General features: G+C 72.4%; 23 protein-coding genes. 13 read left to right on the top strand and 10 right to left on the bottom strand.

Features of this window, described 5'->3' with window-relative positions; translation table 11 throughout:
- The first annotated feature begins 98 nt into the window (after nt 1-98).
- The 8 genes from DB033_RS11415 (at nt 99) to DB033_RS11380 (ending at nt 7,387) form a co-directional block, all read left to right on the top strand.
- Nucleotides 99-938, top strand: coding sequence for a GNAT family N-acetyltransferase (locus DB033_RS11415; RefSeq protein ID WP_111766777.1), 840 nt, complete (start codon nt 99-101; stop codon nt 936-938).
- A complete protein-coding gene (locus tag DB033_RS11410) occupies nt 935-1,867 on the top strand; it encodes a lysophospholipid acyltransferase family protein (protein ID WP_111766776.1) in 933 nt (310 codons plus the stop codon). Before DB033_RS11415 ends, DB033_RS11410 begins: the two co-directional genes overlap by 4 nt.
- 428 nt (nt 1,868-2,295) lie before the next feature.
- The gene (ppk2, locus tag DB033_RS11405; protein ID WP_111766775.1) at nt 2,296-3,192 is read left to right on the top strand and encodes a polyphosphate kinase 2; all 897 of its coding nucleotides are present in this window, start codon (nt 2,296-2,298) and stop codon (nt 3,190-3,192) included.
- A gap of 467 nt (nt 3,193-3,659) precedes the next feature.
- Entirely contained in the window at nt 3,660-4,226 is a 567-nt protein-coding gene (locus DB033_RS11400) for a GAF domain-containing protein (RefSeq protein ID WP_170315520.1), read from the top strand.
- A gap of 4 nt (nt 4,227-4,230) precedes the next feature.
- Entirely contained in the window at nt 4,231-4,950 is a 720-nt protein-coding gene (locus tag DB033_RS11395; protein ID WP_111766773.1) for a GAF and ANTAR domain-containing protein, read from the top strand.
- On the top strand, nt 4,947-5,738 hold the full coding sequence (locus DB033_RS11390; protein ID WP_111766772.1) for a GAF and ANTAR domain-containing protein: 792 nt from the start codon (nt 4,947-4,949) through the stop codon (nt 5,736-5,738). Before DB033_RS11395 ends, DB033_RS11390 begins: the two co-directional genes overlap by 4 nt.
- Before the next feature lie 123 nt (nt 5,739-5,861).
- Nucleotides 5,862-6,638 (top strand): GAF and ANTAR domain-containing protein, encoded by a 777-nt coding sequence (locus DB033_RS11385; protein WP_111766771.1) that lies wholly within the window; start codon nt 5,862-5,864, stop codon nt 6,636-6,638.
- A 104-nt stretch (nt 6,639-6,742) separates the two neighbouring features.
- Complete coding sequence (locus tag DB033_RS11380; RefSeq protein WP_111766770.1) at nt 6,743-7,387, top strand: hypothetical protein; 645 nt, start codon at nt 6,743-6,745, stop codon at nt 7,385-7,387.
- Between the two features lie 17 nt (nt 7,388-7,404).
- Here the strand turns inward: DB033_RS11380 and DB033_RS11375 are convergent, their stop codons facing one another.
- From DB033_RS11375 to DB033_RS11340, 8 genes are all read right to left on the bottom strand, one after another.
- On the bottom strand, nt 7,405-8,145 hold the full coding sequence (locus DB033_RS11375; RefSeq protein WP_111766769.1) for a GAF domain-containing protein: 741 nt from the start codon (nt 8,143-8,145) through the stop codon (nt 7,405-7,407).
- A 153-nt stretch (nt 8,146-8,298) separates the two neighbouring features.
- The gene (locus DB033_RS11370; RefSeq protein WP_111766768.1) at nt 8,299-9,351 is read right to left on the bottom strand and encodes a YihY/virulence factor BrkB family protein; all 1,053 of its coding nucleotides are present in this window, start codon (nt 9,349-9,351) and stop codon (nt 8,299-8,301) included.
- 125 nt (nt 9,352-9,476) lie between these two features.
- The gene (locus DB033_RS11365; protein WP_111766767.1) at nt 9,477-10,067 is read right to left on the bottom strand and encodes a DUF3618 domain-containing protein; all 591 of its coding nucleotides are present in this window, start codon (nt 10,065-10,067) and stop codon (nt 9,477-9,479) included.
- Nucleotides 10,064-10,477 carry a phage holin family protein gene (locus tag DB033_RS11360; protein ID WP_205843763.1) on the bottom strand — a complete coding sequence of 138 codons (414 nt, stop codon included), beginning with the start codon at nt 10,475-10,477 and terminating at the stop codon, nt 10,064-10,066. The genes DB033_RS11365 and DB033_RS11360 overlap by 4 nt, the downstream gene beginning before the upstream one ends.
- Nucleotides 10,474-11,238 carry a hypothetical protein gene (locus DB033_RS11355; RefSeq protein ID WP_111766765.1) on the bottom strand — a complete coding sequence of 255 codons (765 nt, stop codon included), beginning with the start codon at nt 11,236-11,238 and terminating at the stop codon, nt 10,474-10,476. Before DB033_RS11355 ends, DB033_RS11360 begins: the two co-directional genes overlap by 4 nt.
- A 33-nt stretch (nt 11,239-11,271) precedes the next feature.
- Nucleotides 11,272-12,129, bottom strand: coding sequence for a YsnF/AvaK domain-containing protein (locus DB033_RS11350; RefSeq protein ID WP_111766764.1), 858 nt, complete (start codon nt 12,127-12,129; stop codon nt 11,272-11,274).
- Between the two features lie 480 nt (nt 12,130-12,609).
- A complete protein-coding gene (locus DB033_RS11345) occupies nt 12,610-13,317 on the bottom strand; it encodes an HAD family hydrolase (protein WP_111766763.1) in 708 nt (235 codons plus the stop codon).
- Complete coding sequence (locus DB033_RS11340; protein ID WP_111767430.1) at nt 13,314-14,180, bottom strand: MBL fold metallo-hydrolase; 867 nt, start codon at nt 14,178-14,180, stop codon at nt 13,314-13,316. The genes DB033_RS11345 and DB033_RS11340 overlap by 4 nt, the downstream gene beginning before the upstream one ends.
- Nucleotides 14,181-14,425: 245 nt before the next feature.
- Between DB033_RS11340 and DB033_RS11335 the strand changes: the two genes are divergently transcribed.
- On the top strand, nt 14,426-14,887 hold the full coding sequence (locus tag DB033_RS11335; protein ID WP_111766762.1) for a ferritin family protein: 462 nt from the start codon (nt 14,426-14,428) through the stop codon (nt 14,885-14,887).
- A 55-nt stretch (nt 14,888-14,942) separates the two neighbouring features.
- On the opposite strand, the gene DB033_RS11330 is transcribed toward DB033_RS11335, so the two are convergent.
- Nucleotides 14,943-17,048, bottom strand: a complete 2,106-nt coding sequence (locus tag DB033_RS11330) for a PhoX family protein (RefSeq protein ID WP_170315554.1) — start codon at nt 17,046-17,048, stop codon at nt 14,943-14,945.
- 590 nt (nt 17,049-17,638) lie between these two features.
- Here DB033_RS11330 and DB033_RS11325 point away from each other — a divergent pair.
- The 3 genes from DB033_RS11325 (at nt 17,639) to DB033_RS21805 (ending at nt 18,892) form a co-directional block, all read left to right on the top strand.
- Nucleotides 17,639-17,944, top strand: coding sequence for an ArsR/SmtB family transcription factor (locus DB033_RS11325; protein ID WP_240615843.1), 306 nt, complete (start codon nt 17,639-17,641; stop codon nt 17,942-17,944).
- Complete coding sequence (locus DB033_RS11320; protein WP_111766759.1) at nt 17,941-18,390, top strand: SRPBCC family protein; 450 nt, start codon at nt 17,941-17,943, stop codon at nt 18,388-18,390. The genes DB033_RS11325 and DB033_RS11320 overlap by 4 nt, the downstream gene beginning before the upstream one ends.
- Before the next feature lie 85 nt (nt 18,391-18,475).
- A complete protein-coding gene (locus DB033_RS21805) occupies nt 18,476-18,892 on the top strand; it encodes a DUF2255 family protein (protein WP_205843762.1) in 417 nt (138 codons plus the stop codon).
- Between the two features lie 8 nt (nt 18,893-18,900).
- On the opposite strand, the gene DB033_RS11310 is transcribed toward DB033_RS21805, so the two are convergent.
- Nucleotides 18,901-19,569: a TetR/AcrR family transcriptional regulator gene (locus DB033_RS11310; RefSeq protein WP_111766758.1), complete on the bottom strand. Its 669-nt coding sequence runs from the start codon at nt 19,567-19,569 to the stop codon at nt 18,901-18,903.
- A 129-nt stretch (nt 19,570-19,698) separates the two neighbouring features.
- On the opposite strand from DB033_RS11310, the gene DB033_RS11305 reads away from it, so the two are divergent.
- Nucleotides 19,699-21,189 carry an MFS transporter gene (locus DB033_RS11305; RefSeq protein ID WP_111766757.1) on the top strand — a complete coding sequence of 497 codons (1,491 nt, stop codon included), beginning with the start codon at nt 19,699-19,701 and terminating at the stop codon, nt 21,187-21,189.
- The last annotated feature ends 514 nt before the right edge of the window (nt 21,190-21,703 follow it).

The raw sequence follows: 21,703 nt of genomic DNA, 5'->3' as shown, positions 1-21,703 counted from the left end.
CCGCACCCGGGCCGCGGATGCCACCGTTCACCGAACCTTCACCGCCCCTTCGTGGCCCGGGGAGGCGCGTCGTGGTGCCTGCGGGTCAGCCTTGACGGGTGTCCATCGAGCAACTGCGCGTCGCCGAGGCATCGCCCGCCGACGATCGAACAGCGCCCTACACGGTGACGGTCACCCGTCAGTCCGACGACATCCGCAGCGCCCAACGGCTGCGGCACCAGATCTTCGCCGGTGAGTTCGGCGCCATCACCCCCGGCCCGGTGGGTCTGGACGCCGACGGCTTCGACGAGGCCGGCGACCACGTCATCGTCACGCACACCCCGCGGCCCGGGGCGGCGCCGGAGACGGTGGCCACCTACCGGCTGCTGCCGCCCGCATCGCGCAGCACGGGGCTGTACTCCGAGACCGAGTTCGACCTCGACCGGATCGCCGGCCTGCTGCCGTACACGGTTGAGGGCGGCCGGTCGTGTGTGCGCGCCGATCACCGCAACGGGGCCACCATGTCGCTGCTGTGGTCGGCCATCGCGCAGTACATGATGCGCGGCGGCCACCGGTACCTGATCGGCTGCTCGTCGATCCCCCTCACCGACGGGGGCGAGCTCGCCGCGGGGGTGTGGCAGGACCTGCAGGTGTCGCACCGCGATCCGCGGTTCAGCTGCCCGCCCCGGCGACCGTGGGTGCCCGGGCCGCCGCCCGCGGTGGTGCGGTTCCCGTCGCTGCTCAAGGGCTATCTACGGCTGGGGGCCACCGTGCTCGGGCCACCGGCGCACGACCCGTTGTTCAACTGCGTGGACCTGCTGATCCTGCTGGACCTGCAGAACGCCGACCAGCGCTACCTGCGTCGGTTCCTGCCGGCGACGGGGCAGCCGGGGCCGCTCCCGGCGCCGCGTGCGGCCCTGCCCACGGTGTCGCGCCGGACCCGCGGCGGTGCCCCGTGAGCACCGCGCGTGTCACGGGGAGCGGCTGTCACCACCTGCCGGCGCCGCGGTCGGCCTGCGTCGCCGGATGCGTCGCGCCGTCCGCCGATCTGGTGGGCATGACGCTCACCTGGTGGCGGATGGCGTCGCTGGCCGTGGTGGTCGCCGTGCTGGTCCCCCCGGCCCTGCTGGTGATGAGCCTCCCCGGGTACGGCCGCGCACACCGCCGGGCGTGGCTGCTGCAGTGGCTGTGCCGCCGGGTGCTGACCGCCGCCGGGGTCACGCTGACCGTGTCCGGCACCGTCCGCAGCGGCGCCGGTCTGGTGGTCGCCAACCACAGTTCCTGGCTGGACGTGCTGGCGCTCGCCGCCGGCGCACCGATGGTCCCGGTGGCGAAGTCGGAGGTGCAGGAGTGGCCCCTGGTCGGCGCGGTCGCCCGGCGCAGCGGCGCGGTGTTCCTGCGGCGACGTCGGTACCGGGACCTGCCCGCGGCCGTCGATGCGATGACCGTGCTGCTCCGGCAGGGGCACCGGGTGCAGGTGTTCCCGGAGGCGACCACCCGGTGCGGCCGGGCGGTCGGCGAGTTCCACCGGGCCGCGTTCCAGGCGGCGCTGAACGCCGCGGTGGTCGTGCAGCCGGCGACGGTCCGGGTGTCGCAGGGGGCGGTGCCCACCACGGCGACCGCCTTCGTGGGGGACGACACCCTGGCCGCCGTCGTGTGGCGGACGCTGCGGATGCGCGGCGTCGTCGTAGAGCTGCAGTGGCTGCGGCCGATCCCGGCCATCGCCGGCAGTGGCCGGGCGCCCGTGGACCGCGCGGTGGTCGCCCGGCTGGCCGAGAACGCGGTCGCCCGGGCGCTCCGGCAGGACGTCGTGCTCCGGCGGCGCCGGGCCCTCGACCGGCCGCCGGCCACCGGGTGGCTGCCGGCCGCAGTCCGCGTCTCCCGCTGACGCGCCGACCCACCGAGGCGCTGACGCGCTGACCCGCTGACGCCTGGAGCGCGCTGACGCGCTCTCGCGCTGTCGCGCTGTCGCGCTGACGCGCTGACGCGCTGACGCGCTCTCGCGCTGTCGCGCTGTCGCGCTGACGCGCTGACGCGCTGACGCGCTGACGCGCTGACGCGCTGGAGCCGCTGACGCCCTGACCCGCTGACGCCCTGACCCCGCTGACCCGCTGACCCGCCGACCACCGGCCCGCTGACCCTGACCCGCCGACCAGAGACCCGCTGACCCGCTGACGTACCGACCACCGGCCCGCTGACCCCGACCCACTGCCGTGCTCACGCGCGACCCGCTGACCGACCCGCCGGCCTGCGGCGTCGGCTGCCGTTCACCCGGCGTCCATCGGCCGGTCCGGCGGGTCGGCCACACTTCGCGGCATGACCGATCTCGCCGCGCAGCTGGCCGCTCTCGAGGACAAGTACGGCACCGGCGGTTTCGTCGTGGAGGAACTCGACGACGACGACCCGGTGCTGCGCGCCGTGGACGGCCGGATCGTGGACACCTGGCGTGAGGACTACCCGTACGACCAGCGGCTCGGCCGCGAGGAGTACGAGCACGACAAGCGGCTGTTGCAGATCGAGCTGCTCAAGCTGCAGAACTGGATCAAGGCCGCCGGCGCCCGCTACGCGCTGCTCTTCGAGGGCCGCGACGCCGCCGGGAAGGGCGGCACCATCAAGCGTTTCACCGAGCACCTCAACCCCCGCGGAGCGCGGGTGGTGGCGCTGGAGAAGCCCACCGACCACGAACTCCGCCAGTGGTACTTCCAGCGGTACGTCAGCCATCTCCCGGCCAAGGGCGAGATGGCCCTGTTCGACCGCTCCTGGTACACGCGCGCCGGGGTGGAGACCGTGATGGGTTTCTGCTCCGCCGAGCAGACGGCCCGCTTCCTGCGGCAGGCGCCGAAGTTCGAGGAGGTGCTGATGGACGACGGTTTCACCCTGATCAAGTTCTGGTTCTCGGTGTCGCCGTCCGAGCAGCGCACCCGCTTCCTCATCCGGCAGATCGACCCGGTGCGGCAGTGGAAGCTCTCGCCGATGGACCTGGCGTCGCTGGACAAGTGGGACCAGTACACCGCCGCGAAGGAGGCGATGTTCCGGGCCACCGACACCGACCGCGCGCCGTGGACGGTGGTGAAGAGCAACGACAAGAAGCGGGCCCGGCTCGAGGCGATGCGCTTCGTGCTCGCCGACGTCGACTACGACGGCAAGGACACGACCGTGGTACGCCGCCCGGACCCGCTGATCGTCGGCCGGGCGGCTGAGCTGTTCGAATGAGGTGACCGCCGCGGCGGTCACCCGCTGTCCCGGACACGAGGCGACAACCACCCGTCAGGGGTGGCGGGCCGTCGTGCATCGAGGGCTGTCCGGGCATCCGGGTGACGGAGGCGGGGCCGGCGGCGGGTCAGAGGTGGCCCGGCCCACCGTCGGCGCCGGCGGCGGCCGGGCACCGGTGCCGCACGCCCACCGTGACCGGCGGTGCACCCGGACACCGCGGCGGCGGCCGTGCCGGGATGATTGTGTGCGATCGGTTCCACCGCTAGCATCTCGCGTGAGCGACGGCTGGTCCGTCGCCATCCCGACCGCCCTGTGTCCGCGGTCCGTTCTCGATGCCGTCCCCTGTCCGGGGACCGGCCGGCGGACTGGAGAGACATGGCTGCGACGACCGGGTCCGGCCCGCATGTCGGGCGCGTGCGGTGAACCGCGGCCCCGCGGTCCCCGGAGACACCCTGCGTGGTCTCGAGGTGAGCGTCGGTCGATCGCCCGTGGAGACCCTCGTGCCGCGGTTGCGTCAGGTCGTGACCGCCGCGAGCGACCTCCTCGCCGCCGACGGGGTCGGTGTCCTGCTGCTCGACGACGACAACGCCGTACGGACGGTGGCCGCCACCGACCTGGCCGCCGAAGCGCTGGAGCAGGCCCAGCAGCAGCTGTCGGTCGGACCCGGCATCGACGCCATGCGGTCGCAGCGCACCGTGGCGGTCGCCGACCTGGCCACCCACGACGCCTACCGGTCGGTGTGGCAGCGGCTCGCCTCCGACGGGGTGCGGGCGGTGCTGTCCGCGCCGATCTGGGTGTCCGGAGAGGTGGTGGGCAACCTCAACGCCGTCCGTGCCGCCCCGCACACCTGGTCCGACGCCCAGATCTCGGGCTCGGAGGCCTTCGCCGGGGTCATCGGCCGGCTCCTCGAGCTGAGCGCGGCCTCCGCGCGGCATCTGCCCCACGGCGCACACGGCCGGGCCGACCTGGACCCCGTCGGCACGCCGCCCGGTGGTCCCGCCGGACCCCCGGACGACGGAATCGGGCAAGAGTGAGCACATGACAACGAGCATCGACGCCACCGCCCTCGCCGCGAGCCTCCGGCGGCTGGAGAAGCAGCAGGCCAACACGGTGCTGGAGGAATCGCTGCAGCGCGTCGTCGACGCCTGCGCGCAGATGTTCGACATCTCCGGCAGCGGCCTGATGCTCGCCGACGAGCACAGCGAGCTGCGCTACGCGGTCTTCACCGATCCCACGAGCCGCCTCCTGGAGAACGCCCAGCTGGAGACCGGCGAGGGGCCCTGTGTGGACACCTTCGTCCACGACGCGGTGACGGCGACCACGGACGTGCAGAACGACGAGCGGTGGACGCAGCTCGCCGGCGTCCTGGACGGCAGCGGCATCCGGGCCGTCCTCGGCGTCCCGGTCCACCTGAGCGGCATCCCGGTGGCCAGCCTGGACATCTACCTCGACCGCGAGCACCGCTGGGAGGCCGCCGAGCAGCACGCGCTCAGCCGGTTCGGTGACGTCGCCGAGGCGATGCTCGCCACCGCCGTGAGTGCCGAACAGGCCGGGGTGCTCGCCGCGCAGCTGAACTACGCCCTCGACTACCGGGTGCCCATCGAACGGGGCGTCGGTTTCCTGATGTCCCGCGAGAACCTCGACCACGTGGCGGCTTTCCACCGCCTCCGTACCGCTGCCCGCAGTACCCGACGCAAGATCGGCGACGTCGCCCAGACGTTGCTCGACACGGGCCGCCTCCCTGGAGAAGAACCATGACCGACAACCCGTCCATCAACGGCAGCACCGCGACGGCACCGACGCTGGCCGCGCAGCTCGCCTCGCTGGCCCAGCTGGTGGCCGAGCCCGCCGAGAACCCCGGCGACCCCATCGCCGGCGTCCTGCAGGTGGTGACCACCGTCGTGCCGGGGGCCCGCTGGGCCACGCTCACCGAGCGCAACTCGCGCGGCATCCCGCGGACCGTGTCGACCACCGATCCGGTGGCCCAGGAGGTCGACGTCGCCCAGTACCGCCTGGGAGAGGGGCCGACGCTGGAGGCCATGCGCCGCGGATCCGCGGTGATGGTGCGCGACCTGCGGACCGACGTCCGCTGGCCGCGGCTGAGCGAGATCGTCGTGCAGCGCACGCCGGTGCGGGGGGTGCTGTCCTACCCGCTGCGCGGCGCCGGCCCCGTGACGCGGACGCTCAACCTGTACGCCGAGGACGTCGAGGCCTTCGCCGGGGCCGCCACCACGGTCGCGGCGGTGACGATGGCGTCCACCGAGACCGCGCTGGCCGGCCTCGCGCAGCGGGCCCGGGCGGCGAACCTGCACCGGGCACTGATGAGCAACCGCCGCATCGGCGTGGCGATCGGCATCCTGATGGCCCGCAGCCAGTGGACCGAGGACCAGGCCTTCGCCGCGATGTGCGAGGCGAGTCAGGCACTCAACCGCAAGCTCCGGGACCTCGCCGAGGAGGTCGCGCTCACGGGCGCGCTACCGGAACTGCCCATCCCGGCTCCGGAGGAGCCGGCGCCGGCGGTCGGCCTGGCCGCCACGTCGTCCTGACCGCCGCCCGCGGCGCCGTGCCACCGACGCCGGCCGGGATAGGCTCAGCCGGAAGGTCTCCCTACCGACCTGACGTGACGACGGCGCTGCCGACCAGTGCCACAGGTGAGCGGGGTTGCCCAGATGGTCGATGAGCCCGGCGGTCCCGGCGGGGGGTGGCCGGACGACGCGGTGGACTGGTCGCCGGCCCTGAAACGGGCGCTGGCGCAGTCGCCGGACGAGATCGGCCGGTTGATGATCCAGTTGCAGGGACGCGTGAACGACGCCGACACCCTGCTGGACCTGATGAGCCGGGCTTCGCGGGAGGCGGTGCGGATGATCGCCGACGCCCACGGCGCCGGCGTCACCGCCCGGTTCGCCGGTGAGCCGTTCACCGCCGCCCACACCGACGACGCCGTCCTGCTGATCGACGAGGGCCAGTACGACGAGGGCGACGGGCCCTGTCTGTCGGCGGCCCGGTCCGACCGGCGGGTGGCCGTGACCCTGGACGACGTCCGGGTCCGCTGGCCGCTCGTGGCGGCCGCGGCGGCGCAGGTGGGTGTCCGCTCGTTCCTCGCCGAGCCGCTGCACGTGCGGCCCGTCGTGGTGGGTTCGCTCAACCTGTACAGCCGCCGGGAGGGCGGACTGCGGGTACCCGAGCCGGACGTGCTCGTCGTCCTGCTGGACTACCTCGACCGTGGGCTCGCCGACTATCTGGCGGCTCAGCCGGGCGAGGCGCCCGCCCGCACGCTGGTCACGGCGTTGCGGCGCCGTCAGCTGGTCAACCAGGCGGCGGGGGTGACGATGGCGCGGCACGGCGTCGACATCGATCAGGCCTTCGGATTGATCGAGGACGAGGCCCGGCGCCGAGGCGTGGATGTGGGTGTCGTGGCTGCGGACATCGTCGGGCCGACCGGCTGATCCCGGGCCCCGGCCGGGCGGGTGCACCGCCACGGAGGTGCCGTATGGTGCGTGTGGCGGCAATCGGTGGACCCGGGTCACCGGCCGGCAGAGGGGCGGCGCCGATGAAGCACCGCCCGCCGCCCGTCGAGGTCGACAGCACACCGGACGACCTCTGCCGTGACCTTGTCGCCACTCTCGGGCTGGACGGTGCGGCGGTCACCGCGCGCGGCAGCCTGGACCACGGGCACCTCGTGTTCGCCACCGACGACGTCGCGCGAGCCATCGACGAGTGGCACCTGACCCTCAACGAGGGCCCGTCGATCGACGCGTTCCTGCATCGCAGTCCGTACGCCGTCCCGGATCTCACGGCGGGCGTGGCCGGTGACCGTTGGCCCGTGCTGACCCGCGAGGTCGGGAGCCTGGGGGTGGCGGCCCTCTTCGCGTTCCTGCTGCAGGTGGGGACGGTGCCGTTCGGCACCGTGCAGCTCTACCGCCGCACCCCCGGGGCCCTGAGCCCGGTGGCGACGACCACCGCCCTGCTGGGCACCGGGCACATCGCCCGCGCCGTGCTGCGCGAGCTGCACAGCACCCGCGGTCGCACCCTCGGCCACGACGAGATCGCCATCGCCACCGGGATGATCGCCGTGCAGGCCGAGGTGCCGGTGACGAACGCGCTGGCGCTGCTGCGCGCGGCCGCCTTCGCCGAACGCACCTCGATCCACGAGATCGCCGATGCCGTGGTCCGGCGCACCCGACGTTTCGGGTGACCCGGACGAGCGTGGTCTCAGCTGACGCGCAGGTCCACCGGCTGCAGTCGCCGGGCGACGACGGCGGCGGCGATGTCGTCGACGGAGCTCCGGTCGCGCAGGGCCCGGGTCCGCAGCAACCGCAGCGCCACCTGCGCGGTGACGTCCAGATCGACCGATGCCATGCCCATGGCGACGAAGACCATGGTGCGGTGGACGGCCGGCGGGCTCTGCAGCCACACCGGTTCGGCCTCCGCCGACCGGTCCGTGTCGCCCTGGTCCGTCGCCGGAGCCGGCACCGCCGAGAGCCGGTGCGACACGGCATCGGTGACCGCGGCGACGTCGTCGGGATCGAGCCGGGCCAGCTGCGCCGGATCGTCGAGGAACAGATCGGTGGTGCCGAGCGTGTCCAGCCCGACGGACAGCGGCGCCGCCAGGACCGCCCGGTAGGGGGTCGCCGTGGTGAGCGCCGACGCGAAATCCGGCCAGCGGGCGGTCATCTCGTCCGCGGTCAGACCGATCATCCGCCGGGTGCGGTGCGCTTCGATGCACGGGCCGGTGCCCAGGGTGAACTGGAGGCGTTCGGCGTGCGCGGCCGTCTCGTCGCTCGCCCCGACCGGCACCCGGAAGCCGTCGGGCATGAACAGGCTGATGCCGGCGCCGGCGATCGGCAGGACCTCGGTGCAGGCCGTCGCCAACCGCGCCGGCAACAGCTCGGGCTCGCCGAACGCGTCCGCCAGCCGGGCGAAGGCCAGTTCGAACCGCACCAGCGCCGTCACGGACCCTCCCGACCGGTGGGGACCGCCGCGATCACGTCCGACGTGCGAGCACCGATGCGGTGACGCCGGGTCCGATTCTGCCATCCCCGGCGACCGCGGACGCTGCCGCTCCGTCGCCCGGCCGGGCGACGGACCCCCAGGGCGACCCTCGGGTCAGGCCTGGCGACCGCCGGTCTCGCGGATGCGCCGACCCTGCTCGACCACCTGCTCCTCCTTGGCCGCGGCCTTATCGCTGGCCTTGGTGTCGCGCGGCGGTAGCTGGAGTGTCTCCTCGGCCTCGATGCCCGCCTGCAGCTGACGGCCGCGCTCGAGCTCGGAGTCGACCTCGGCACCGAACAACAGAGCCAGGTTGGTGATCCACAGCCAGAGCAGGAAGACGATGACGCCGGCCAGCGAGCCGTAGGTCTTGTTGTAGTTGCCGAAGTTGGCGACGTAGAAGCCGAAGGCGGCACTGGCCACGATCCACACCACGACCGCGATGACGGCCCCGACGCTGATCCAGCGGAACTTCGGCTGCTTGATGTTGGGGGTGGCCCAGTACAGGACCGCCACGATGAACACCACCACCGCCAGGATGACCGGCCACTTGGCGATGTTCCAGATGGTCAGACCGGTCTCACCGATGCCGATGGCGTCGCCGACGGCCCCGGCGACCGGACCCGACACCACCAGCGCGACGGCGACCAGGGCAGCCAGCACCACGGCGACGAGGGTGACGAGGAGCATCACCGGCCGCAGCTTGTAGAACGGCCGGCCCTCGTCGATCTCGTAGACCCGGTTCATCGAGCGGCCGAAGGCGCCCACGTACCCGGACGCCGACCACAGCGCACCCAGGATGCCGATGACCAGCCCGATCCCCGCTCCCTGACTCTGGGTGAGCTGGGTGACCACACCCTGCATGGTGTCCGCGGCACTGGGTGCGACCTGCCGGATGATGTTCATCAGCGCGTCGGTCCCGGCCTGGTCCTGCCCGAGCAGTCCCAGCAGCGACACGATGGCGAGCAGGGCGGGGAAGAGGGCCAGCACGGCGTAGTAGGTCAGGCCCGCGGCGAGGTCGAGACACTCGTCCTGCGAGAACTCCCGGACCGTCTTCTTGAAGACGAACTTCCACGACGGCTTCGTGAGGTCGGAGATCGCGTCGGGTTTGCGGTCGTCATCGGGATGCGGTGCGGTGGCCGCCTTGTCGCCGCTGTTCTGCTGGTCCATCGGGTCCTCTCACGTCATCAGGTATCTCGCACGGACCCGTCGGCGCTCCGCGACGGGCCCACAGACAGCGGTGGGGCGGGCCGGCTGTTCGCCGACCCGCCCCACCGTGCACCGCAACTACTCGATCAGCTGCTCCGGGCCTGCTGGACGCTGTCCTTGGCGTCCACGGCCTGGCCCTTGACCTCGTCCTTGGCGCTGCCGGCCTCGTCCTTGACGGTGTCGACGGCGTCGGTCGCGGTCGACTTGACCGACTCGAGCGCGTTCTGTGCGGGCTCCTGCAGGTGCGCCGCCGCCTCCTTGGCCACCGAGGTGACCTCGTCCACCAGCGGCTGCGCCTTCTCCTTCAACGCCGCCGCCGCCTGCGACTCCTTCTCCGACGCCGGGAACAGCGAGGAGACGAGCACACCGGCACCGAAGGCGATGAGCCCGGCCGCCAGCGGGTTGCCCCGAGTCTTGGACTTCACCGCGGACGGCGCGTCGCTGACGGCGTCGCCCACGGACGACACCGCGCTCTGGGCGGAGGACGTCGCAGAATCAGCGGATCCCATGATGCTCTCCTTCACCGAGCGGGCGGCGCCCGTGATCTTGGACTTCTGGCGCTCCACGATCTGCGTGGGGTTCACCTTGTCCGACAGGGCGTTCACGTCGTTGCTGAGACCGGCGCGGGTGGCCTCGATCTCGCGACGGATCTGGTCGGGGTCGTTGCTCGTCGTCATCGGTTCTGCTCCTCGTTGCCTTTGATCGCGTTCGGGATCTTCGCGACCGTCTCGGTGGTGCGGTCAAGGCCGCGGACCTGTGCGATCGCCTTCTTGCCGACGCTGAACAGCACGGCGCCGACGACGCCCCAGAGGACCGCCACGATCAGTGCCGACCAGCCGTGGCCGATGGAGTTGCCGAGACCCCACCAGAGGGCGATGGACAGGAACAGCAGCACGAAGTGCGCGGCCACCACGGCGCCGGCCATCATGCCGGCGCCCTTGCCGGCGCGCTTGGCCGACTGCGTGGCCTCGGCCTTGGCCAGCTGGACCTCTTGACGCATCAGCGTCGAGAGGTCCTCGGTGACACCGCTGAGCAGTTCACCGAGTGACTTGGACGAACTGTCCGTCGTCTCCGTGGGTGAGCTCACCGCGGGACCCCCGGATCGGACCAGGCAGGGGTGCCGTACGCGGGTGCGGCCGGGGTGCCGTAGGCCGGTGCGGCGGGGGTGCCGTAGGCCGGCGTGCCCAGCGCGGGCCGGGGGACGGTGCCGCCGACCTGCGCGGTGCCACCGGTGCGCGGCGCATCCGAGCTGCTGCTGTCGTCGGCGGTGAGGCCGCGGGTCAGGCGACCGGCGAGAACGCCGGCGCCCAGCGACAGAGCGAGGAACATGCCCGGGCGGCGCTGCGCGTAGCGACGGACCTCGTCGAGAAGCTGGCCCGGGTCACGGTTCTCGAAGAACGAGGCGATCTCCTGGACCTTGTCCGCCGCCTGGTGCGCCAGGTCGGTGGTGGGACCCTGCTGGGCCTCACCGTTGGCCAGCGACCGCAACTGGTCGCTGACCGAGTGCAGACCGCCGGCGACCCGCTGCTGCTGGGTGGACGCCTGCTCGGTGAGCTCGGAGCGGGTCTGGCCGAAGAGATCCTTCGCCTGCTTCTTGGCCTCACCGGTGACCTGGCTGACCTGCTCCTTGGCGGTGCCGGCGACGTCCTTGGCGGCGTCCTTGGCGCTGCCGGCGACGGACGCGGCCTGGTCCTTGGCGACGTCGGTGGTGGAACCGCCGGAGCCCGAGGTGCCGGTGCTCAGGGGCGTGCTCGACGGCGCCTGCCACGTGGAGGGCGCCGGCGGCGGCGGGAGATCAGGGATGCCGCTGGGAGTACCTGTGGATCCGAATCCGGAACTGCTGGTCATCGTGATTCCCTTCGTCGATCGAGTGGTGCTGGATCAGGCAGAGGTGCCGCGGCCGGTCGTGGTGTCGCCCTCGACCTCGATCTGCTCCTTGCGGACCTCACCGGTCACCTGCTGCTGCTCGGTGACGGTCTCGGTGCCCAGGCGCACGCGCTCGACCGGAACGGCTTCGGTCTCCACGACCGGACGCTCGGCGTGCAGGACGACCTCGTGCTCCTCCTCGGAGATCTCCGGGCCGGCCAGGGCGTCGCCGCGGTTGGCGTCGGTGATGGGCTCGCGCTCGACGCGGACCTCTTCGCGCGAGACCGGGACGGTCACGCTCTGCTGCTCGGTCACGACGTACTTGCGCAGTCGGGCCCGACCGGCCTCGACACGCTGCGTGCCCACGTTCAGCTGCTCCTCGGAGCGGGTCATGGCGTCGTCGGTGGTCGGACCGGAGGTGTCGTGGCCGACGGTGCCGTGACGGTTCACGTCGCCGGTGCCCACGGTGGTGTCGGTGCCCACGGTCGTGTCGGTGCGCGCGAAGTCTGCGTCGGCGTCGACCGTGCCGGTCGTGGTGCGACCCGAGGTGATGTAGCGGGAGTAGTGCGCGTACAGCTCCTCCTGCTCGTCAGGGTCCAGGTGGCTGGCGTCGGCGACCTTGGGGGCGTCCTTGACGATGTCCTTGCCGAACGGCAGGACCAGGTTGTCGCCCTGGATGCGGGAGCCCTCGAGCGGCACGAAGTTCTCGGTGGTGCCGAAGAGGCCGGTGTTGACGGTGATCCAGTCCGGGACGCCGCTCTGGTCGTTGACGTAGACCTGGCCCACGGAGCCGATCTTGTCCTGGTCCGGGCCGACGGCGGTCAGGCCCAGGTACTGGTCGGGGCTCGTGGTCGTGTGCTGTGCCTCGGTCATGGAGACCTCCTCATGGGTGGGTGTGCCACCGGGCGCCCCGTGGGTCGGGATGCAACCGGATGGCCTGGGTGGAAAGCCTGGGTGGAAAAGCCTGGGGGGAGCGGTGTCGTCTCCCGCGGGGCGCGGTCGGTCGGAGCGGCGTCCGGACGACCGACCACCGGCGGGCGGCGGTACGGGTGGAGCAGAAACGCCGGAACGGGTGCTCTAGGGCCTCGCCGCACGAATACCGGGGGGCTGCCCGGTGTGCAGGCGGGGCGGCACGGAGACCGTCGATGGGCGCACGCTGCCGGCGGCGGCCGGGAAGCGGGTGGAGACGTTCATGGGCTGGGTGTCGCTTTCGTGTCCGAGCCCGGATGACATCGCATTGTTAGCGACGTGTTCCTGTCTACCCGGCACTCCCGGGGCTAAACACGGACCGGATGGGCCGATGTCGCGAATCACCCGTCCGGGCCTCCGCCGTCGGGGTCGGCGGCGTGCGGGTCACCCGTGACGTGGCCCCGGTCGGGTGGAGCCGGGAGTGGAGACGTCGTTGCGAAGAGGACTCGCGTCCAGGTCACCGAGCAGGGTGGCCACGTCGTCGTAGACCGCGACGGCTCCGGCAGCGGCCAGTTCGGCCCGGGCGATGCCACCGGACAGCACCCCGACGAACGCCACGCCGGCCCGCGCGGCCGCCTCGCCGTCCCACACGGTGTCACCGACGAGCACCGCCTCGGCCGCGGTGACGCCGGCGCGGCCGAGCGCGACCTCGATCAGCTCGGCGGCGGGCTTGGCCTGGCTGACGTCCTCCCCGGAGGTGACGTGGTCGACGTCGTCCGCGGCGTCGAGCACGGCCAGCAGGGCGTCCAGTTCGGCGGGCGGCGCGGACGTGGCGAGGACGACCTGCCGGCCGCCGGAGTGGATGGCGTGCAACAGTTCCCGGGCGCCGTCGAAGACCCGCAGCCGCGACGCCAGGGCCTGGTAGCGGTCGGCGTGCCCGGCGGCGGCGGCGTCGGTGACCGGAGTCGGGGTGTCCCGGCCGAGCACCGACCGCAGCAGCAGATCCGAGTCCATCCCGATGGCCCGGTGGATGCTGGCGTCGTCCGCCGGGTGCCCGGCGGCGGCCATCGCCTCCGACCACGCCTGCACGTGCAGGTAGTTGGAATCCACGAGGGTGCCGTCGATGTCGAACAGGACGGCGCGGACGGTCATGGCGTGACCGCCCCGTCGTCGCCCCGGACGGCGAGCGGGACCGTGCCGCCGCGTTCCAGGAACCGCACCCGGTCGAGCAGGCCGCGCCGCTGCACCTCGTCGCGGAAGTCCGACAGCGGGCTGGTGAACACGGTGTAGTCGTCGAAGTGCACCGGGATGGTCACGGTGGGGTCGATCAGCTGCATCAGGTCCGCCCCCTGGACCGCGTCCATGGTCACCATCAGCCCGCGTCGCAGGCCCGCCGGGATGCGGGTGCCGCCCAGGTGCAGCACGCCGTTGTCCACGCGCGGGAACCGGGCCGGGATCTCGGCGAGGTCGTCGATGAGCAGGGTGTCGCCCGACAGGTACATCCGCATCTCGACCGGGCCACCGCCGGTGCTGAACTCCAGCATCGAGCCCATCACCGGGGGCAGCAGGTGCCGCACCCACCCGGTGGCGTGCCGGCCCGGCAGCGCGGTGATGCGGACCGAGGTGGCCCCGTGGGTAAGGGTGGTCGACTCCCAGGTCGCGAGGCCGGCCGCGCCACCGAAACCACGGTGGTGCAGCTTCGTCCGGGCGTGCGGGGTGGTGACGATGGGCAGGGCCCGGTCGAGGCCCCGTTGCGCGACCCGGTCCCAGTGGTCGCCGTGCAGGTGCGACAGCACGACACCGTCCAGGGGCGGGAGCGCGGTGACGTCGAGGGCGGGGTCGGTCAGTCGGCGTGACGTGAGTCCGTGGCCGAGATAGGCGTATTGACCGGCGTGCAGGAAGTTCGGGTCGGTCAACAGGGTGAGCTCGCCGAACCGGATGAGCGTGGTCGCGTTGCCGATGAAGAACAGCGACGCCTCGGCGCGTGGGGTGTCGGAGCGGTCGGGTCGGGACATGGGCATGCCTCCGGTCGGTCCGGCCGTCGGCGGCCGGTGCGTCGACCCCGGGCGACCCGGACTCCGGGTGCTGTACCCGAACCCGGGTGGGACCGCGCGTTCGCCCGGACGCCGGTGCGCTCACCCGGTCGGGTGGGGGCACGCGGCTGCCGTCCGGGGTAAGACTGGAGCAGGGACGAAACGTCGCGCACCCGGACCGGACAGCGGTTCAGCGGGTGCCCGGCGCCGCCGCGGGGAGGTCGACCGTGAAGATCCCGGCATACCTGGAGCTGGTGGACGCCGCCGAGGACTCGCTGGCCGGTTCGTTCCGCCGGGCGGCCGAGGTGCACCCGGAGGAACCCGACATCGTCGGTGTGTGCACGAGTCTCGCCGGGCAGTGTGAGGAGCACCGGGGTGCGCTCGGCCCCCTGTTGCGCCGATACGGCGCGGTCGATCCGGGCGACGTCCCCGACGGGCCACCGGGCCCGCGGTCGGACACCCACCGGACCGGCTCGGTCGGGCTGTTGTGCGATCTGCAGGATCTCTGGATGCTGGCGTCGTTCGTGCACCTGAGCTGGACCGTGGTGGAACAGGCCGCGAACGGACTCCGCGACCACGGGCTGGCGACCGTGGTGCGCACGTGTGACCGCGAGACCGAGGTGCAGCTGCAGTGGTTGACGGCCCGGATCAAACAGACCGCACCGCACGCCCTCATCGCCGGCCGCTGACCGCGCACGGGTGGTGCGGGAGGCTCCCGGCCGGGAACCTCCCGCACCGGGGTGGTCACCGGGTGGCGAAGACCTGCACCACGGCAGGCCGCGGGCCGCGCCAGTCACCCGGCGCCGGGGTGGTGCCCTCCGGGACGTAGTCGGGGAAGAACGACAGCTGCTCGGCGAAGGTGCCGTCCTCGCCGGGGTGCTGCACGGAGACGAACACGAGGTTGTCCTGGTCGTGGATCACCGGGCCGCAGGTCTCGGCGTCCCGCGGGACGGAGAGGAACTGCTTGACGTGGCCCCGCTCCGGGCCACGCAGCGGCACCTTGAACAGGCCGTCGTTCTTGCCGATGGAGCTCGGGGCGCCGTCGGTGGCGATCCAGAGGTTGCCCCAGGAGTCGAACGCCAGGTTGTCCGGGCAGCTGATCGGGGAGACCTTGTCCTTGGGGTAGCCCGCGAAGTACGTGGCGGCGTTGGTCGACGGATCGCCGCAGACGAGCAGCAGCGACCAGCGGAACGTGGTGGAGCGGACGTCGTCGCGGCTCTCGGTGATCTCGACGATGTGGCCGTCCTTGTTGCCGTTGCGGGGGTTCACCTCGGTGGCGGCCTCCTTGCCCGGCTTGACCCCGCGGTCGCTGTTGTTGGTGCAGGCGACGTAGATGCGCCCGGTGCGCAGGTCGGGCTGGACGTCCTCGCAGCGGTCCATCTTGGTGGCGCCGAGGGCGTCGGCGGCGAGCCGCGTGTCGACGAGCGCCTGCTCGACGGTGAAGCCGGGGACCTGGGAGACGCCGTCGATGACGATGGGCAGCCATTCGCCGGTGCCGTCGAACTTCCCGTCGGCGGGGAGTGCGCCGTTGCCGTCGATCTCGCCGGCGGGGGAGTCCCCGCTGAACCGCGCGACGTAGAGGCTGCCGGAGTCCAGCAGCGTCTTGTTGAACGCGCGGTCCTTGCTGCCGATGATCTGCGAGGAGTTGACGCCGTTGCGCCAGCCGCCGCGCATCTTCTCCTTGGAGACGAACTTGTAGAGGTAGTCGAAGCGCTCGTCGTCACCCATGTAGGCGGCGACGTGGCGGCTCTTGCCGACGATGACGTTGGCGCCCTCGTGCTTCATGCGGCCCAGGGCGGTGTGCTTGACCGGGGTGGAGGTCGGGTCGAACGGGTCGATCTCGACGATCCAGCCGAAGCGGTTGGGCTCGTTGACCGTCTCCGGGGTGCGGGCGTCGAACCGCGGGTCGATCGTCTCCCAGCCGTTGGCGGTCTCCTTGTCGGCGAGGCCGTAGCGGGCCTCGCCGGTGGCGGTGCCGGCGGCGCGGAAGTAGCCGTTGAAGTTCTCCTCGCCGGACAGCACCGTGCCCCACGGGGTGGTGCCGCCGGCGCAGTTGCCGAGGGTGCCGAACACGGTGGTGCCGGCCGGGTCGGCACCGGTGCGGACGAGCTCGCTGCCCGCGGCGGCACCGGTCAGGGTGAACGGGGTGGTGGCGGTGATGCGGCGGTTGTAGCGGCTGCCGACGGTGTAGGTCCACGGGTCGGTGCGCTTCTTGCGGTGCAGGTGCACCACGGACATGCCGTGCGCCTGCATGGCGATCTTGCGCTGGGCGACCGGGTCGGTGCCGTCGGGGAACATGATGGCCGGGTTGACGTACTCGTGGTTGCAGACCAGCAGGGCCTCGCGGCCGCCCGTGCCGGGGATGTGCATGATGTCGAGATAGTCGTTGTTGTAACCGAACTGGCGGGCCTGCCGGTCCTCCGTCTGGTTCTGGACGTCGAAGATCTCGTTCTCGTCGAAGAGCGGGTCGCCCCACCGCAGGATGGTCGACCAGTCGTAGCCCTCGGGGACGGTGAAGGCGTCGACCTCGGCGCTGACCGGCTCGATGGGGTTCCAGTACAGGCCCGGGGCGCGGCCCTTGCCGCCGAAACCGGGGACCACCGGCGCCGCCGGGTCGACGACCGGGGTCGCGGACGCCGACGGGGTGGTGCCGGCCAGCTCGCCGCCGAGCAGGACGACGGCGGCACCGGCCGCGGCGCCCTTCAGCAGCATCCGGCGGCTGAGGGCGGCACCGGCGATGTCGCGGAACGTCGGGTTGTCGCTGACGTTGGGAGCGGGGTGCGCACAGGCGTTGTCGCACTTGAGTGCACACGTCACGGCACTGCGCTTGCCGACGGTGTGGCCGGCCATGAGCAGGGGGAGACGACGGTCGTTCAGGGTCACGGGGACTCCAGGTCTGTCGGCGGCGCACGTCGCGGCGGGCGGTGCGCGGAGGTGGGACCCGCGTGACGTTACGAAGACGGCACCGCGCGGCAGGGGTTCGCAGGTGTCCGGCGGGTGAACAGTGGGCGGCCGGGAGGCGGTCGGGCCGCGTGGGTGGCCCAGGGGTCCGACGCTGGTGGGTCGGGCCGGGCTGCGGTGGGTGTGACCGGTGGGGTAGCGGGTTCGTCGTCGCGGTGGCGGACGGGCGTCCGGTCGTGACGTGATGTCGGGACGGGGGGATCCGGACGTCGACGCCGCCCGGGGAGTCCGCCGGCAGGGGTGCTCACCGTTCCGGACCCGCTGCAGCGCCGGTGATGTCGTCATCGACGGCGCCGGGTGGCGGAGGTGTGCCCGTGTCGGCGCGGGGCCCTCCGGAGTGGGCGATGGATGCCGAGGGCCGGCGGCGACGGCGGTGTGCTCACGGGCGTGGAGCCCCCGCCCGGTGTTCCTCGACCCGGCGCCGACCGGACCGGCCCACCCCCTTGACACCTCCGATCGATCGCGCAATAGTTAACCACGTGGTTCACCATCAGTTCGCGGCGCTGGGCGACCCGACCCGGCTGGCCATCGTCGAGCGGCTCGCCCGCGGTCCGACGTCGGTCGGCGATCTCGCGGCCCCCACGGCGTTGTCCCTGCCGGCGGTCCTGAAGCACCTGCGGGTGCTGGAGGAGGCCGGTCTGGTGACGACCGTCAAACGCGGCCGCGTTCGCGAGTGCCGGCTGCGCGACGACGCCCTCGTCGCCGTGGCCACGTGGACCGCACGGCAGCAGGCGCTCTGGTCGACCCGGCTGGACGCTCTCGGCACACTCCTGGAGGACACATGACCACCGCCCCGCTCCTGTCGTTCGACCTCGACCGCACCTACCCGGCCCCGCCCGAACGGGTGTGGGACGCCTTCACCGACGCCGACCTGCTGCGCCGCTGGGTGTGCCCGGACCCTGACTGGGCGGTGTCGGCCTGCGAGGTCGATCCGCGCACGGGTGGCGGCTACCGGATCCGCTTCGGCCCCCGCCCCGACGGTGACGCCTACCGCGAGAGCGCGACGTTCGTGGTCTTCGAGCCTGTGTCACGACTCGTCCTCGAGGTCCGCACCGAAGGGGCGGACATGTCCGAGACCTCGCGCTGCACCGTGACGCTGCATCCGGCCGACGGCGGCACCCGCCTCGACCTGACGGTCGACGACCTCTCCGACGCCGAGACGCTCGAGAACATGCGGACCGGCTGGCAGTGGTGCCTGGAGGGTGTCGCCCAGGTGCTCGGGGCCGGCTGACCCGGACTCCGGCGCCGGGGACCCGGGAGCGGTCGGGGTCGGCTGTTGCCGACCTGTCCCGGTCCCCCGGGCGCGGACTGTCCGGATGGACGTGGCGTGGACCGACGACGCACTCGCCCGGATCGGTGCCACCGGGGAGCTGTCCATCGCCGTCGCGTGCGCGGACGGGACGCTGCGGCCGTGGACGCCGATCTGGGTGGTCCGTGTCGACGGCTGCGTGTTCGTCCGGAGCCGGCACCGCCGGGAGACGGGTTGGTTCGGTGCGGCCGTCCGCACCGGGCGGGCCCGGGTGCGGGTCCAGGGCTCGAGGGTGAGGTCGGTGTCGACGACATCGGTGGAGCCCACCCGGGTCTCGGCGACCGGATCGACGCTGCCCACCGGACCAAGTACGGCGGACCCGGACCGCCTGCAGTGCACCGGACGTGCACGCAGGCCGCGGCCGCCACGACGCTGCGGCTGCGGCTGCGGCTGCGGCTGCGGCTGCGGCTGCGGCTGCGGCTGACGCGCCGGTCAGCGTTCCCGCGTCGTCCCGCCGGCGTCGGCCTGCCGGCGCAACCCGTCCAGCAGCAGGTCCAGTCCCGCGCGGAACTGGTCGGCGTCCCGGTGACGGGCGAACTCGTCGAGGATCGTGTGCAGGAAGGGGTACTCCGCCGGATCCAGCGCGCTCCACTCCGCGACCACCCCGTCCATGAACCGGTCGCGGTTCATCTCGCCGCTCAGGACCTGCTCCGGCGGTTGCTGACCCATGTCGGCCGCGAGACCCACCACGAAACCGACGACCGCTGACGCCGCGTGGAACGACTGCCGAGGGGTCAGGTGCAGGCGGAGCACCTGTCCGCCGACCCGCTCGTAGAAGCGCAGTGAGTTCGGCTGGAACCCGGTGTTGCGCATGAAGTACCGGCCCAGCCACGGCCGGTCGATCGCGGTGTCGTAGAGGGTGACACCGATCTCGCGGAGGGCGTTGATGGGATCCTCGTCGGCGACGAAGGTCTCGGTCGCGGCGAGGACGCCGTCCATCACGTGGTCGGCGGCCCGGTCCAGCAGCTCGTCCTTGTTCTGCACGTACCAGTAGATGCTGCCGACACCGCCACCCAGCCGGGCGGCCAGGGCCCGGAACGTCAGCGCGCCCTCGCCGGCCTCGTCCAGCAACCGGACGGCCTCGGTCAGCACCGCCTCCATGGAGTGCGATGCGCGGCGGCGGGCGGGGCGCGTACTCGTCTCGCGATTCACCCTTGCAGTCTATCGAACGCGGTTCTATAGTTCGAACAGCGTTCGATTATCGAACGTCGTTCGATAATCGGAGGCCTCATGACCACATCTCAGACCCCTGCCCGGGCCGTTGCCCCCGGCGGGTCGACCCGCTCCTACCCGTCCCTGCGCGCCGCCTGGATCCCGCTGACCGCTCTGTGTCTGGCTTTCTTCGTCGAGATGGTCGACAACACCCTGCTGACGATCGCGTTGCCCACCATCGGGCGCGACCTGCAGGGGAGCACCACGTCGCTGCAGTGGATCACCGGTGCCTACTCGCTGACGTTCGGCGGCCTGCTGCTCACCGCCGGGTCGATCGCCGACCGGTTCGGCCGGCGCCGGGTCCTGCAGATCGGGCTGGCCGCCTTCGGCCTGATGAGCCTGGCCGTGCTGGCGGTGACCAGCACCGGCGAGCTGGTCGCGCTGCGCGCCGGGCTCGGGATCGCGGCCGCGGCGATGGCGCCGATCACCAATTCGCTGGTGTTCCGGTTGTTCTCCGACCAGACGCTGCGGATGCGGGCGATGACCGTGATGATCGTCGTCGGCATGAGCGGCTTCGTCCTCGGGCCGCTCATCGGCGGCACCGCCCTGGCCCACGTCGGCTGGCAGTGGCTGCTGCTGGCCAACGCGCCGATCGCGCTCATCGCCTTCGTCGGTGTGCGTCTGGGCGTCGCCCAGGACCGGTCGGAGGACCTCACCGCCGACACCCTGGACCTTCCCGGGGCCGCCCTCACCGTGCTCGGGATCGGCCTCGGCTGCTACACCCTGACCAGTGGGGTCGAGCACGGCTGGCTCTCGGCCGCGACCCTGCTGTCCGCCGCCGGCGCGGTCGCCGCGGTCGCCGGGTTCGTGGTGCGGGAGCGGCGCACCACCTCGCCGATGCTGGATCTGAGCCTGCTGCGCGACCGCACCGTCCGCGGCGCGACGCTCGCCCAGATCGGCACGTCGCTGGCGATGGCCGGCGTGATGTTCAGCCTGATCCTGCACTTCCAGTACGCCTACGGGTGGAGCCCGATCAGGGCCGGGCTGGCCAACCTGCCCTTCATCGCGACCATGCTGGCCGTCGGGCCGCTCACCGAGCGGCTGGTGGCGCGGGTGGGTCGGCGCGCGGCCTGCCTGGTCGGTGCCGTGTCGCTGACCGTCGGGTTGGGATGGCTCGCCTGGGCCGTCGACCACGGATACGCCGCCATCGCCGTCGGGATGGTCATCATGACCGTCGGCCTGCGGACCGTGATGACCATCTGCGCCGTCGGGCTCATCGATGCCATGCCCGAGAACCGGACGTCACTCGGTGCGGCGCTCAACGACACCGCACAGGAGGTCGGCACCAGTGTCGGCACCGCGTTCATCGGCACCCTGATCGCTGCGCTGGTGGTGACGGTCCTGCCGCTCGGCGGCTGGAGCCCGGACCTCGTCGCCTCCTACTTCCACGGGGAGCGCGTCGCCTATCTGGCGCTCACCGTGCTGGCCGGTGTTCTCGCGGTGCTCGGGGCGCTCACCCTGGACGACGCCCGCACCGTCGACGAGCACCCGGCGGCGCCGCCGGCCTGACGTCACGGTCCGGGATCGGGCTCCGCCGATCGCCGGACGCGAGCCGCGGTCGTGCCTGCGCAGGAACCATCGTGTGGCACCAGCTCGTCCACGACCCGTTGACCGGACTGGCCGACCGCACGTTGCTGCCGGCTCGGCCGGAGCACGCGATCGCCCATCGGCGGCGGCCCGGCCGGTCGCGATGCTGTTCGTCGACCTCGACCGGTTCACGTCCGTCGACGACACTGGGAGGTGAGTTGCTGACCGTCCCGCGGCGCAGGTGCGGCACGCCCTGCCGACCGAGGAATTCGCCACGGGGCCGGATCCGGGTGGCCGCACCGGTTGCGCCCGGCCGGCCGAGACACAGGTGCATCCCGCGGCCGGCATCAGGGTCGTCGTCGACGGCGGCACCCGCACCGCCGACGCCCTCGTCTCGACCGTCGACGAGGCGATGTACCTGCAGAGGCGCGGTGGGCGCGACCGACACCGACACCGCGAGGCCGACCGGCGACCTTGACAGTGTCAAGGTCGCGCT

The organism is Nakamurella deserti, assembly GCF_003260015.1.
Lineage (GTDB): Bacteria > Actinomycetota > Actinomycetes > Mycobacteriales > Nakamurellaceae > Nakamurella > Nakamurella deserti.
Note: the sequence above shows the minus strand (reverse complement) of the source record. Positions and strands in the feature narration are given on the sequence as shown.